12 protein-coding genes and 1 rRNA gene are annotated in these 13,225 nt (G+C 35.1%); 11 read left to right on the forward strand and 2 right to left on the reverse strand.

What is annotated here, in order from left to right:
* Nucleotides 1-167: 167 nt before the first annotated feature.
* The 5 genes from rrf to clpC all read left to right on the forward strand — a co-directional run bounded on the left by rrf (nucleotide 168) and on the right by clpC (nucleotide 5,218).
* Nucleotides 168-284, forward strand: a 5S ribosomal RNA gene (gene rrf / locus ERL59_RS15420).
* 383 nt (nucleotides 285-667) lie between these two features.
* Nucleotides 668-1,129 carry a CtsR family transcriptional regulator gene (locus tag ERL59_RS15425; RefSeq protein WP_160647128.1) on the forward strand — a complete coding sequence of 154 codons (462 nt, stop codon included), beginning with the start codon at nucleotides 668-670 and terminating at the stop codon, nucleotides 1,127-1,129.
* Between the two features lie 15 nt (nucleotides 1,130-1,144).
* Nucleotides 1,145-1,663, forward strand: a complete 519-nt coding sequence (locus tag ERL59_RS15430) for a UvrB/UvrC motif-containing protein (protein ID WP_160647129.1) — start codon at nucleotides 1,145-1,147, stop codon at nucleotides 1,661-1,663.
* Between the two features lie 81 nt (nucleotides 1,664-1,744).
* Complete coding sequence (locus ERL59_RS15435; RefSeq protein ID WP_407925726.1) at nucleotides 1,745-2,761, forward strand: protein arginine kinase; 1,017 nt, start codon at nucleotides 1,745-1,747, stop codon at nucleotides 2,759-2,761.
* 36 nt (nucleotides 2,762-2,797) lie between these two features.
* Nucleotides 2,798-5,218: an ATP-dependent protease ATP-binding subunit ClpC gene (clpC, locus tag ERL59_RS15440; RefSeq protein WP_160647131.1), complete on the forward strand. Its 2,421-nt coding sequence runs from the start codon at nucleotides 2,798-2,800 to the stop codon at nucleotides 5,216-5,218.
* 207 nt (nucleotides 5,219-5,425) lie between these two features.
* Here the strand turns inward: clpC and fabV are convergent, their stop codons facing one another.
* A complete protein-coding gene (fabV, locus tag ERL59_RS15445; RefSeq protein ID WP_160647132.1) occupies nucleotides 5,426-6,619 on the reverse strand; it encodes an enoyl-ACP reductase FabV in 1,194 nt (397 codons plus the stop codon).
* Between the two features lie 182 nt (nucleotides 6,620-6,801).
* On the opposite strand from fabV, the gene radA reads away from it, so the two are divergent.
* From radA to pssA, 3 genes are all read left to right on the forward strand, one after another.
* A complete protein-coding gene (radA, locus tag ERL59_RS15450) occupies nucleotides 6,802-8,169 on the forward strand; it encodes a DNA repair protein RadA (protein ID WP_160647133.1) in 1,368 nt (455 codons plus the stop codon).
* A 60-nt stretch (nucleotides 8,170-8,229) separates the two neighbouring features.
* Nucleotides 8,230-9,306, forward strand: a complete 1,077-nt coding sequence (disA, locus tag ERL59_RS15455; protein ID WP_160647134.1) for a DNA integrity scanning diadenylate cyclase DisA — start codon at nucleotides 8,230-8,232, stop codon at nucleotides 9,304-9,306.
* Between the two features lie 118 nt (nucleotides 9,307-9,424).
* Nucleotides 9,425-10,153 (forward strand): CDP-diacylglycerol--serine O-phosphatidyltransferase, encoded by a 729-nt coding sequence (gene pssA / locus ERL59_RS15460; protein ID WP_160647135.1) that lies wholly within the window; start codon nucleotides 9,425-9,427, stop codon nucleotides 10,151-10,153.
* Nucleotides 10,154-10,252: 99 nt separating this feature from the next.
* On the opposite strand, the gene ERL59_RS15465 is transcribed toward pssA, so the two are convergent.
* Nucleotides 10,253-10,639, reverse strand: a complete 387-nt coding sequence (locus ERL59_RS15465; protein ID WP_160647136.1) for a nucleoside triphosphate pyrophosphohydrolase family protein — start codon at nucleotides 10,637-10,639, stop codon at nucleotides 10,253-10,255.
* 182 nt (nucleotides 10,640-10,821) lie between these two features.
* Between ERL59_RS15465 and ERL59_RS15470 the strand changes: the two genes are divergently transcribed.
* The 3 genes from ERL59_RS15470 to ispF are packed head-to-tail and all read left to right on the forward strand — an operon-like array spanning nucleotide 10,822 to nucleotide 13,193.
* Entirely contained in the window at nucleotides 10,822-11,889 is a 1,068-nt protein-coding gene (locus ERL59_RS15470; protein WP_160647137.1) for a PIN/TRAM domain-containing protein, read from the forward strand.
* Nucleotides 11,890-11,928: 39 nt separating this feature from the next.
* Nucleotides 11,929-12,684: a 2-C-methyl-D-erythritol 4-phosphate cytidylyltransferase gene (ispD, locus tag ERL59_RS15475; protein WP_407925727.1), complete on the forward strand. Its 756-nt coding sequence runs from the start codon at nucleotides 11,929-11,931 to the stop codon at nucleotides 12,682-12,684.
* Between the two features lie 26 nt (nucleotides 12,685-12,710).
* Nucleotides 12,711-13,193 carry a 2-C-methyl-D-erythritol 2,4-cyclodiphosphate synthase gene (gene ispF, locus ERL59_RS15480; protein WP_160647138.1) on the forward strand — a complete coding sequence of 161 codons (483 nt, stop codon included), beginning with the start codon at nucleotides 12,711-12,713 and terminating at the stop codon, nucleotides 13,191-13,193.
* The last annotated feature ends 32 nt before the right edge of the window (nucleotides 13,194-13,225 follow it).

A 13,225-nucleotide genomic window follows, 5' to 3' on the forward strand; every position in this document is an offset into this window, starting at 1 on the left:
CGAGGGCTTATCCAATGTATACCCCAAAAAGTGACGAAAAGGGTTGGAGTAAAATCTGATTACTTTCCGGGGACCCCATAACCAATAGGGTTCATAACACAAGTAGGGAAAACATTCCATAACTAATCTTTGTTTCGCATCTAGTTTTCAAGGAATATCCTTGAATGTTTGGTGATGATGGCGGAGGGGTACCACGCGTTCCCATACCGAACACGACCGTTAAGCCCTCCAGCGCCGATGGTACTTGGACCGCAAGGTCCTGGGAGAGTAGGACGTTGCCAAGCGAAACCAAAGACACTGTAGTGAACTTGATCACTATGGTGTCTTTTTTGTTTTTGTGGGACGTAACTCTCAAGCAACTTGATTTGATTGTTTCTCTAAATGGGCTTTGCACTCACAGTATCTGTGTTGAATATTTCAAATTCTTTTTTGTAAATTAAACTATTTTTATTCAAAATTTCAGTATAAAAAATAAATTTTTTTTAATAACCTATAATTGGTCATGAATTTTGCTATTTTTGTAAATAATAGTACACTGTGATAGAAAAAATGAACGATACATTTGCAAAATAACCATAATTGGGTATAATAGTTATAAGGTCAAAGAAAGTCAAAGTCAGTCAAACTGGAGAAGTCAAACAATGTAAATGCTTGGGGGAACTCATATATGCGTAATATTTCCGATATTATTGAACAATATCTGAAACATATTTTGCATGAAAGCGAAGAGAAGGTCGTTGAAATTCAACGGAACGATTTAGCAGATCAGTTTAATTGTGTTCCTTCTCAAATCAATTACGTCATAAGTACTCGTTTCACTTTGGAGAAAGGTTATTTAGTTCAGAGTAAACGAGGTGGTGGCGGATACATTCGAATACAAAAGGTAATGTTCCCATCTAATTCATCTCTTCAGAATCATATTTTTCAAACGATTGGTCAACAAATCGATCAATCTGCCGCGGAAGGGCTTATTTATCAACTTGAAGATACGGGCATGATTAACACCAGTGAAGCCAATTTGTTTAGAGCAGCGATAGCAAGAGATGTATTAACATTAAAGTTACCCTTAAGAGATGAAATAAGAGCAAAAATTTTAAAAGCTATGCTCATTTCTTTAATTAGTAAATAAGGGAGGTTTGGTCGTGTGATATGTCAAGAGTGCGGTAACAAACCAGCAGCATTACATTTCACTAAAATTGTAAATGGTGAAAAAACAGAGTTTCATTTATGCGAATCTTGTGCTAGAGAAAAGGGTGATTCTATACCTGGTGCTCCAAATGGATTTTCAATACACAATTTATTATCAGGCATTTTGGAATTTGAACCATCCATGGGTCAAAATGTCAAACAACAAAAAAATGTGATTCGATGTGAAAATTGTGGTTTAACTTATTCTCAGTTTAGAAAAATAGGTCGTTTTGGTTGTAGCTCCTGTTATAATCACTTTTCAGATCAATTAAACCCACTGCTTAAAAGAGTACATGGTACTTCAGTTCATGTTGGTAAAATTCCAAAGAAATCTGGTGGGAAAATAAAATATAAACGTCAAATCAAAGATCTCAAAAAAGAACTGCAATCTAAAATAGACCATGAAGAATTTGAAGAGGCCGCAAAACTTCGTGATGAAATTCGCAACTTAGAACAAAAAATATCAGAGGCATAATATAAATAAGTTCAACCTTAATTTTAGGGGGGATTAGGATTGTCTTTAGAACGATTTATTGATGATGCATTAAGTGAATGGATGAAGGGTGAAGGAGCAGACTCTGACATCGTAATTAGTAGTAGAATTCGTTTGGCTAGGAACTTAACTCAATATTCATTTCCAATGCTTTCTACCAATCAACAATCTGAAGAAGTATTAGAAAAAGTATCTGATGTAGTCCATGATGAAGATCTAAAAATGATTAGTAATTTTGAACGAATCCCGCTTTCTGAAATGAACAGTTTAGAAAGTAAAGTTTTAGTGGAGAAACACTTAATTAGTCCAAATTTAGCAGAGGAATCACGTAATGGTGCAGTGATTCTCAGTGAAAATGAGTCCATTAGTATTATGATTAATGAGGAAGACCATATTCGCATTCAATGTTTATTCCCAGGTTTTCAAATTAATGAAGCATGGGAACTAGCTAATCAAATTGATGATATTTTTGAAGCGAAGTTGAATTATGCTTTTGATGAAAAAAGAGGGTATTTGACAAGTTGTCCAACTAATGTTGGAACAGGCATCAGAGCCTCTGTTATGCTACACCTTCCTGCGTTAGTACTTACACAGCAAATTAATCGAATACTTACAGCAGTTAGTCAAGTTGGTTTGGCTGTAAGGGGATTATATGGTGAAGGAAGTGATTCATTAGGAAATCTCTTTCAGATATCTAATCAAATTACTTTGGGGCAGTCAGAGTCAGAGATTATTCACAATTTATATAGTGTAGTAAAACAAATCATTGAACACGAAAGAACAGCAAGAGCGAAGATGTTGTCTGAATCGAAAACATTTTTACTAGATCGAGTTAATCGTTCCTATGGCATTTTGTCTTATGCACAAATTATGGATTCGAATGAAGCTGCTCAGCGGCTTTCAGATGTTAGATTAGGGATAGATTTAGGTTTAATATCTAATGTATCAGCAAATGTTTTAAATGAATTAATGATTATGACTCAGCCAGGATTTTTACAACAATATGCAAGTAAGAAGCTTTCTCCTGACGAAAGAGACGTATTAAGAGCTGAGATGATTAGAGAGAGAATTACAAATTAAATAAATGAACTAAATTATATGGAGGTGTATGTCATTATGATGTTTGGTAGATTTACAGAACGAGCACAAAAAGTGCTTGCATTAGCACAGGAAGAAGCAGTTCGTTTAGGTCATAACAATATTGGTACTGAACATATTTTACTAGGTTTAATTCGAGAAGGTGAAGGGATTGCTGCTAAAGCCATTGTTTCATTAAGTTTAAGTTTGGAAAAAATACAGGATGAAGTAGAAAGCTTAATCGGTAGAGGGAAGGAGCAACCTTCAAACATAGCTTACACACCAAGAGCTAAAAAGGTGATTGAACTCTCTATGGATGAAGCAAGAAAATTAGGTCATACGTATGTAGGAACTGAACATATTTTATTAGGTTTAATCCGTGAGGGTGAAGGTGTTGCAGCAAGGGTATTAAGTAATTTAGGAATTAATTTAAATAAAGCTCGTCAAAAAGTATTACAATTGCTAGGAAGCAGTGAGAGCTCATCATCCAGTCATAATACGTCAACAAATGCAAATACACCTACACTGGATGGATTAGCTAGAGACTTAACTGCTATTGCTAAAGAGGATAATTTGGACCCTGTCATAGGGAGAAATAAAGAAATCGAACGTGTCATTCAGGTACTAAGCAGAAGAACAAAAAATAATCCAGTATTAATTGGTGAGCCAGGTGTTGGTAAAACCGCGATTGCAGAAGGGCTTGCACAAAAAATTATTCAGAATGAGATTCCTGAAACGCTTCGTGATAAAAGAGTGATGACACTAGATATGGGTTCAGTTGTAGCTGGGACCAAATACCGTGGTGAGTTTGAAGATCGATTGAAAAAAATTATGGAAGAGATTCGTCAAGCAGGCAATATTATTTTATTTATAGATGAGCTTCACACACTGATCGGAGCAGGAGGTGCTGAAGGAGCTATTGATGCATCCAACATTTTAAAGCCATCTCTAGCTAGAGGTGAATTGCAATGTATCGGTGCTACGACATTAGATGAGTATAGAAAATATATTGAAAAGGATGCTGCTTTAGAAAGACGTTTTCAGCCAATTACAGTAGATCAACCTTCACCAGAAGAAGCCATTCAAATTTTATACGGTTTACGTGATCGTTATGAAGCACATCACCGTGTAAAAATAACTGATGATGCGATTGAAGAAGCTGTTAAACTTTCAGACCGATATATTACAGATCGATTTTTACCTGATAAAGCCATTGATTTAATCGATGAAGCTGGATCCAAAGTAAGACTTCGCTCCTATACAGTTCCACCTGATTTAAAACAACTAGAAAGCAAATTAGAAGATATTCGAAAAGAAAAAGATGCAGCAGTACAAAGTCAAGAATTTGAAAAAGCAGCTGGTTTAAGAGATACAGAGCAAAAGCTACGCGAGGAATTAGATTCAACGAAAAAAGAATGGAAAGAAGAACAAAGCAGTACGGATTCTGAAGTTACTCCGGAGGATATTGCTCAGGTTGTAGCTAGCTGGACAGGAATACCTGTTAGTAAACTTGCCGAAGAAGAAACAGAACGCTTATTAAAAATGGAATCCATTTTACATGAGAGAGTGATAGGGCAAGATGAAGCAGTCAAATCAGTCAGTCGATCTATTCGTAGAGCAAGAGCAGGGTTAAAAGATCCAAAAAGACCGATGGGTTCATTCATTTTCCTAGGTCCAACAGGAGTTGGAAAAACCGAATTAGCTAGAGCATTGGCAGAAGCGTTATTTGGTGATGAAAATGCGATTCTACGAATTGATATGTCAGAATATATGGAGAAACATTCTACCTCTAGATTAGTTGGAGCACCTCCAGGATATGTTGGTTATGATGAAGGTGGTCAATTAACAGAAATGGTACGCCGTAAACCTTATTCTGTTGTATTACTTGATGAAATAGAAAAAGCACACCCAGAAGTATTTAATGTTTTATTACAAGTTTTAGAAGATGGACGTTTAACAGATTCTAAAGGTCGCGTAGTTGATTTTAGAAATACTTTAATCATTATGACTTCAAACGTAGGTGCAGATATGATTAAGAAAAATTCTTCATTAGGATTTACAGCTGCAAGTGATGCAGGTAGAGATTATAATAATATGAAGGACAAAGTGATCGAAGAATTGAAAAAAAGCTTCCGTCCTGAGTTTTTAAATCGTATTGATGAAACGATCGTGTTCCATTCACTTGAAGAAAAACACATTGCAGAAATTGTAACACTTATGGCAGAAGAACTCCGTAAACGTCTGAAAGAGCAGGAAGTAGACTTTAAATTAACAGATTCAGCCAAAGCCTTCCTTGCTAAAGAAGGGTACGATCCAACCTACGGCGCTAGACCTTTGCGTAGAGCTATTCAAAAACATATTGAGGATAGATTATCGGAAGAGCTTCTAAAAGGGAATATCACTAAAGGTGGCGCGATTGTAATAGATGAAAAAGATGGAGAGTTATTAGTTCAGAAATAAAGATGAATATGATGATTTAATTAGAACAACACAAAGTGAAACCTGAATTTTGGTCTATTTATCAATAAATTCGGGTTTCTTTCTTTTAACAATATATGATGCTTATAAGCTCAAAATCTATCGTTATAAAGTATTTGACTGTTATAAAAAAAGGTAAGCACTATCATCTATATGAGATGTGCATACCTTTTTTATTTGGGCTCAAATTTACTTACTTTGTGTAATGTTTTGGGGTATTGGATCTACTTCTGCATCATAATCCACCCCATCGAATGCAAAACCAAAAATTTGTAAAAATTCTTTGCGATAACCTTCTATATCTGAAAGCTGCTCTAGGTTTTCAGTATCAATGTCTTTCCAGAGGACAGCAACTTCTTGTTGAACCTCTTCTTTCATTTCCCAATCGTCTATACGAATACGGCCGTTTTCATCTAAAGGTTTTGGGGATGATGTATAAAGATTTTCATTATACAGTCTATACATTTGCTCAATACATCCTTCATGAAGTCCTTTTTCTTTCATTACTTTATATAAAAGAGAGATATATAATGGAACGACAGGAATGGCAGAGCTAGATTGTGTTACTAATGCTTTGTTGACGGATACAAATGCTCTTCCATTGATGGATTTAAGTTGTTCATTTAAATGATGAGCAGTCTGGTCTAAGTGTTCTTTAGCTTTACCGATTGTCCCCTTTTTATAAATGGCATGAGTAACCTCTGGACCTATGTAATTAAATGCCACAGTTTTAAATCCTTCTGCTAAGACCCCAGCAATGTCTAAGGCTTCAATCCACAGCTGCCAGTCTTCCCCACCCATGACTTTGATTGTTTGTTCTATTTCTTCTTCTGTTGCTGGATTAACTGTAATTTCAGACACGACCCCTTTTTGGGTATTTACAGTTTTATTTGTATATGCATCTTTAGTCGGTTTAATTACTGAACTGTATACCTCACCAGTTTTGGGATCAACTCTTCGAGGTGCTGCTAAACTGTATATCACTAAATCTACTTTTCCAAAATCTTTTTTAATAAGATCTATTGTTTCTTTTTTAATCTCATCAGAAAATGCATCTCCATTAAAGCTCTTAGCATAGTAACCGGCTTGACTAGCTTCATGTTCAAAAGCGATATTATTGTACCATCCAGCTGATGCTGTTTTATTTTCAGAAGCGGGTTTTTCAAAATATACACCAATCGTGTCTGCTCCGGCTCCAAAAGTTGAAACTATACGTGATGATAAACCAAAACCTTGGGATGAGCCTATGACAAGCACTTTTTTTGGTCCTTCTATTTTAGGTTGTTGTTTTACGTAATTGATTTGATTTAAAACATTTTTTTCACATCCTGTAAGGTGTGCGGTTGTACAAATGAAACCTCTAATTTTTGGTTTTACGATCATATTAAATTTCCCTCCATATACTTGCATATAATTATTATTATAATTCATTTGAAAAATAAGTCACCCTTTACTTTAATCAAATGCTCTTTTCAGTTTTTGAACAAAATGGTAAACTTTGAAGTAATATTCACTTTCTATACAAAGTGCACACGATGAATTACATTTAAGGATTGGTTTACAAAATGGCAAAAAACAAAGTGAAATATACATGTCAGCATTGCGGTTATGAATCTCCTAAATGGATGGGTAAATGTCCAGGCTGTTCTTCATGGAATAGTCTTGTTGAAGAAACAGTAAAACAAATTAAAACCAAAGGGATGAAAGAATCTAATTATAAATCACAGGAAAAAGCCACATCCATTTTAGAAATTGAAGGTGCAAAGGAGCCAAGGATATTAACAGAATTTAAAGAATTAGACCGTGTGTTTGGAGGAGGGGTTGTACCAGGTTCACTTATATTAGTAGGTGGTGATCCAGGGATAGGTAAATCCACTCTTTTATTGCAAATATCTCATGCTTTAGTGCAAAAAAAATGTAAGGTACTTTATATTTCCGGTGAAGAATCCGTGAAACAATTAAAACTTCGAGCAGATCGATTAGGTGTTCTATCCGCAGATTTATATGTTCTTTGTGAGACAAACATGGATTCAATTGAAGAAGCGGTACAACATGTGGAACCTGATTTTTTAGTTATTGATTCGATTCAGACCGTATATCAGCCTATGTTAGAATCAGCACCAGGAAGTGTTTCACAAGTTCGTGAATGTACAAGTGCATTTATGAGAATAGCTAAGAATAAAGGTATTGCAACTGTACTAGTAGGTCACGTAACAAAAGAAGGAGCTATTGCAGGTCCTAGAATGCTTGAACATATGGTGGATTGTGTGCTTTATTTTGAAGGTGAAAAACAGCACACTTTTCGAATCTTAAGAGCTGTAAAAAACCGTTTTGGTTCTACAAATGAGATGGGTATATTTGAAATGAAGGAATTGGGGCTAGTTGAGGTTAACAATCCTTCTGAGTTGTTTTTATCTGAAAGACCATTAGGTGTATCTGGCTCAATTGTGGTTTCAAGCATGGAAGGTACTCGACCTATTTTAGTTGAAATACAGGCTTTAATCTCATCAACTAATTTTCCAGCACCTCGCAGAATGACCACGGGGGTCGATCATAATAGGCTTTCACTTATTATGGCAGTTTTAGAAAAAAGAATGGGATTATTTTTGCAAAACCAAGATGCTTTTTTAAATGTAGCAGGTGGAGTGAAATTGGATGAGCCAGCCATTGACTTGGCACTCGCTGTTAGTATTGTTTCAAGCTTTAAAGATCAACCAACACGTCCATATGATGTTGTATGTGGTGAGATTGGTTTAACAGGTGAAGTAAGGGCTGTTTCTAGAATCGAAGAACGTGTGAAGGAAGCTCAAAAATTAGGTTTTAAACGAATGATTGCACCAGAAAATAGTTTGAAAGGATGGACGCCTCCTGTAAATATTGAGATAATAGGCGTTCGTAATGTGTCACAGGCACTTGAAGTAGCTTTACAATAACCAACAGTTTAGAATAGACAGAATAAGATTGCAAGGATAAGTAAGGGGGTGCGTCGTCTTATGCAAGAAGAGAAACAACTAGATGTCGTTAGCCAAATCCTAAGGTTAGTCGCTCCTGGTACTCCTTTTAGGGATGGATTAGAAAATGTGCTACGTGCAAAAACAGGTGCATTGATTGTAGTAGGTTGTACTCCCGAGATTATGGAGTTAGTAGATGGAGGATTTTCCATAAATAGTGACTTTTCGCCAAACAATTTATATGAGCTTGCAAAAATGGATGGGGCGATTATCTTAAGTGAGGATATCAAGCGGATATTATATGCAAATACACAATTAAATCCTGATCCTTCCATTCCATCAACTGAAACTGGTATTCGACATCGAACGGCGGAGAGAGTTGCGAATCAAACAAGAAAACTAGTCATATCAATATCACAAAGAAGAAACATAATCACCTTATATCAAGGGAAATTAAGATATTCCTTAAAGGATATAGGAGTGATTTTAACTAAAGCAAATCAGGCTATTCAAACGCTAGAAAAATATAAAGCAGTATTGGATCAGTCATTAACAAATTTGAGTGCTTTAGAATTTGAGGAGTTAGTGACTTTACATGATGTCACCAATGTTATTCAACGATTAGAAATGGTACTGAGAATCAAAGCAGAAATCAAAAAATATATTGTTGAATTAGGTACTGAAGGGCGTTTAATTAGCATGCAGTTGGATGAGCTGGTTGCAACGGTAGATGATGAAGCTTATTTATTGTTGAAAGATTATTGTAAAGAGATAGATGAAGATTTCATTCAAGATGTCAAACAGAATTTAAAAAAATTGACGGATGATGATTTATTAGAACACCAAAACATTTTACGTATTATAGGAACATTTAAATCCAATGTTTCTTTAGAAGAAACCATTTCTCCAAGAGGATTCCGTATGTTAAACAAAATTCCGAGAATACCACCTGTCATAGTAATGAACCTAATTAAAAATTTTAATAGTTTGCCTTATATACTAATGGCTACAATTGAGGAATTGGATGAAGTTGATGGTATTGGAGAAGTGCGTGCAAGAGCCATTAAAGAAGGTTTGAAAAGAATTCAAGAACAAGTCTTTATTGACAGACATATTTAATTTCAATACAATCACAGATGATTAGAAATTATTTTTTGAGTCCTAAAGATCTTTTTATAATGTTATTTGTCCCTGTTCGTTCCCTTACTTAGGGTAATTTAATTAGAGGTGGAAAAAGATGTTTACAAAATCACTTCCAAGTGTATTTACAGTTGCAAATTTATTTATCGGAATAACTTCCATCATTTTTGTGTTTAATGACCAACCTCAGATTGCTGCGCTCCTGGTAATCATAGCGATACTAACAGATGGAATTGATGGTCGTGTAGCAAGGGCTTTAAATGTACAAAGTGAGTTCGGTAAAGAATTAGATTCTTTATCAGATGTTATTTCCTTTGGAGTTGCGCCAGCTTTCTTGATGTATGTTGTAGCTTTCCAAGAAATGAATGCCATTGGATGGATTGCAACTGCTATTTTTCCTATCTGTGGTGCGCTTCGTTTAGCACGTTTTAATGTGGTGACAAATGATGTTAAGGAACATTTTATCGGTTTACCTATTCCAGCAGCAGGTGGAATTATGAGCTCGTTAGCATTATTTCACGAAGGGATTCATCCCATTATATTGGTCATCATTACGATTGTTTTATCTTTATTAATGGTTAGCAATGTGAAATATCCTAGCTTAAAAACAGTAGGGATTTCTAAATATACACTATTAGTGGCTATGTTTTTAGTCGTATCTGTAGTAATATTAGTGATTTTATTCCCTGAACAATTCGGAGGGTATACGAAATACTTATTCCTCCCACTGATTTTTTACGCAGTTTATGGCTTAAAAAAAAACGTTAGTGATCTTATTAAAACCGTATTAAACAAATATAAAGAAGCAAGAAATAACTCATCATAAAGAACCTTATTTAAAATGAAATAGGTTCTTTTTTTTTGAGGTCTTTAGTAAAGAATATATTAAAAAAATACCGTCCAATGTTTATGGACGGCATTCCTTTTAAGATAAATTAAAAAAACCAAGTGTCGCACATTTTTTAGATTCTTTACTTACCGTATCTTCAAGATCAATATCTAACAGATTACAAAGTGAAGACATGTAAAATAAATTTTTGCCAAGCTCTGAAACCACGGCTTCCTTACATTGATCGCACATTTGTCCCTGTAGATGGTTCTCAAGTAATTCCTTTGCCTGTTCTAGTGTCATTTCTGTAGAATAGGTTTGTTTTTGTGCCTGTATTTCAATACAGCCACATTCTGTGACTGCTTTTACAACGGCACGATGTATGGATGCATTAGATTGATCGAACTTTGACAATACATCCATAAGACTTCGGTGACGGAGAAGCAGATCTGATACTTGATTTTGAAATTGTTTTAATTGCATAACGTAAAAAGTTCACCTCATTATGCTGCATTTATTTCCATTATATAAGAAATATGCTAATAATTCAAAGGTTCAAACGAAATTATATGATGAAAAATTAGTTTAAAAAGATTAGGTTGTTAAAAATTGGTTCATAATTGTAAGGAGGGATTTTCTAAAAAAACTAGGAGGTGAAATTTTATATGTTAAAAAGGTTGATACAAATAAGCTTCGTTATCATTGGAGGTGTAATAGGAAATAGATTTAGTACCTTTTTTGAATCCTTGATTGGCTTAGAAACACAGCAAAATAGTCAATATATTATCATGGGAATGGGGATGTTGTTGTTTTTCTTAATCTCTTTAATCGCCATCTTTTTTTATAATAATGTGATTGAAAAGATGGAGGAAAAACTAGCTAGGGTTCCATTATCTCACTTGTTATCAGGTATTGTAGGACTTATCTTCGGTTTACTTGTCTCCGTTATGTTGTATCCAGCTATCTCAACAATTAATGGGATGGGTAATTTTGTTCCAATTATTTTCACTGTCATTTTAGGTTATGTAGGATTTAGAGTTGGATTTAGTAAAAAAGAGGAAATCAGTTCCATAATATCTAGAAAAGATCAGTCTAAGGAAAATGGAGAAAATGAAGGGTTTGACGGTGATCATAAAATATTAGATACAAGTGTAATTATAGATGGCAGAATAGCGGATATATGTAAAACTGGTTTTGTAGAAGGCACGTTAGTAATTCCTGAATTTGTATTAGAAGAATTACAACATATTGCTGATTCATCGGATTTATTAAAAAGAAATCGCGGTCGCAGAGGGTTGGATATTTTAAATAAAATCCAAAAAGAATTAGATGTAAAAGTGTTGATTTATGAAGGGGATTTTGAAGAGATATCAGAAGTAGATTCAAAGTTAGTGAAATTAGCTAAAGTTTTAATGGGTAAAGTGGTAACAAACGATTATAATTTAAACAAAGTATGTGAGTTACAAGGTGTTTCCGTACTCAATATTAATGATCTTGCAAATGCTGTTAAACCGGTTGTGCTGCCAGGTGAAGAAATGTTGGTGCAAGTCATTAAAGATGGAAAAGAAAATGGACAAGGTGTAGCCTATCTTGATGATGGCACGATGATAGTTGTTGAAGGTGGAAGTGACTTTATTGGAACAAATATTGAGGTACTGGTGACCAGTGTTTTGCAGACTTCTGCTGGCCGTATGATTTTTGCTAAACCAAAATTGTTGGAAAAAGCGCTATAAAAACATTATGATATATAGGAGTGTTCAAAGTTGGGAGTTATGATTTTGGACATTTCTATTTTGTTTTTAGGCGGGGATTGGATGTCAAACTTGGGTGTAGTTATTGTTTCAGCAGGCAAGGGAACAAGAATGAAAACTGAACAAAGTAAGCAGTATATCGAGTTGCAAAACAAACCTATTCTTGTACATACTTTGGAACAATTTCATAATATAAAAGAAATAAAACATATCCATGTCGTTGTAGGATCAGATGATGTGAAACAGGTTGAATCATACAAAGAAATATATCATCTTCATAAAGTAACCCGTGTGATTCCTGGGGGCAAGGAACGACAAGACTCAGTTTACAGAGGTCTACTTTCATTTGATGAATCTATTGATTGGGTCATGATTCATGATGGGGTTCGTCCATTTGTAACAGAGGATGATATTATGGCTTGCTGGAGGAAAGCAGAGGAGAAAGGAGCTGCAGTTTTGGCTGTTCCTGTGAAAGATACCATTAAACTTGTGAATGAGAATATGGATGTACTGTCAACACCAGATCGTACACAATTATGGGCGGTTCAAACCCCACAAGTTTTTCGATTAAAAGAGTTAATAAAAGCACATGAGAATGCAAAAGAACAAAAGTTACTTGGGACAGATGATGCCATGTTAATGGAGATGGTAGGTGCTTCAATTCATGTCGTTCCAGGTGACTATCAAAATATTAAAATAACAACACCTGATGATTTAGAGTATGCTCAATTTATTCTGGCAAAAAAAATAACTTCGAACAACATGGATGGGGAATAAGGTTATGTGGAGAGGGGAACATAGACATGATTCGTATAGGGCAAGGATTTGATGTACATCAGTTAGTTGAGGGAAGAGCATGTATTATTGGCGGGGTGGAAATACCGTATGAGAAAGGGCTGTTAGGGCATTCGGATGCAGATGTTCTTTTACATGCCATTACGGATGCGATCTTAGGTGCAATGGGTAAAGGTGATATTGGTACGCATTTTCCTGATACTTCAGAGGAATTTAAAGATGCTGATAGTAAGGTACTATTGAAAGAAGTTTGGAGAATGGTAAAGGATGATGGATTTAAACTGGGAAATGTAGATGCAACGATTATTGCGCAAAAGCCCAAAATGGCCCCATATATACCACAAATGGTGTCTGTTATTTCTGGATTATTAGAAACGGACCCATCACAAGTGAATGTCAAAGCTACAACTACAGAAAAACTTGGATTCACAGGTAGAGGTGAGGGGATTTCTGCTCTATCGGTTGTTTGTTTAACAAAAGATATGCTATGATTTGAAATATTGACCAGGAGAGTATATAGGAG

Origin of the sequence: Chengkuizengella marina (assembly GCF_009910845.1) — a bacterium.
Classification (GTDB): Bacteria; Bacillota; Bacilli; order Paenibacillales; family KCTC-33759; genus Chengkuizengella; species Chengkuizengella marina.

What these genes read in the sequence shown, in the direction of transcription:
- ERL59_RS15425 (WP_160647128.1), top strand. Translation starts at nt 668, where the DNA reads ATGCGTAATATTTCCGATATTATTGAACAATATCTGAAACATATTTTG.
- ERL59_RS15435 (WP_407925726.1), top strand. Translation starts at nt 1,745, where the DNA reads ATGAAGGGTGAAGGAGCAGACTCTGACATCGTAATTAGTAGTAGAATT.
- clpC (WP_160647131.1), top strand. Translation starts at nt 2,798, where the DNA reads ATGATGTTTGGTAGATTTACAGAACGAGCACAAAAAGTGCTTGCATTA.
- fabV (WP_160647132.1), bottom strand. Translation starts at nt 6,619, where the DNA reads ATGATCGTAAAACCAAAAATTAGAGGTTTCATTTGTACAACCGCACAC.
- radA (WP_160647133.1), top strand. Translation starts at nt 6,802, where the DNA reads ATGGCAAAAAACAAAGTGAAATATACATGTCAGCATTGCGGTTATGAA.
- disA (WP_160647134.1), top strand. Translation starts at nt 8,230, where the DNA reads ATGCAAGAAGAGAAACAACTAGATGTCGTTAGCCAAATCCTAAGGTTA.
- pssA (WP_160647135.1), top strand. Translation starts at nt 9,425, where the DNA reads ATGTTTACAAAATCACTTCCAAGTGTATTTACAGTTGCAAATTTATTT.
- ERL59_RS15465 (WP_160647136.1), bottom strand. Translation starts at nt 10,639, where the DNA reads ATGCAATTAAAACAATTTCAAAATCAAGTATCAGATCTGCTTCTCCGT.
- ERL59_RS15470 (WP_160647137.1), top strand. Translation starts at nt 10,822, where the DNA reads ATGTTAAAAAGGTTGATACAAATAAGCTTCGTTATCATTGGAGGTGTA.
- ispD (WP_407925727.1), top strand. Translation starts at nt 11,929, where the DNA reads ATGATTTTGGACATTTCTATTTTGTTTTTAGGCGGGGATTGGATGTCA.
- ispF (WP_160647138.1), top strand. Translation starts at nt 12,711, where the DNA reads ATGATTCGTATAGGGCAAGGATTTGATGTACATCAGTTAGTTGAGGGA.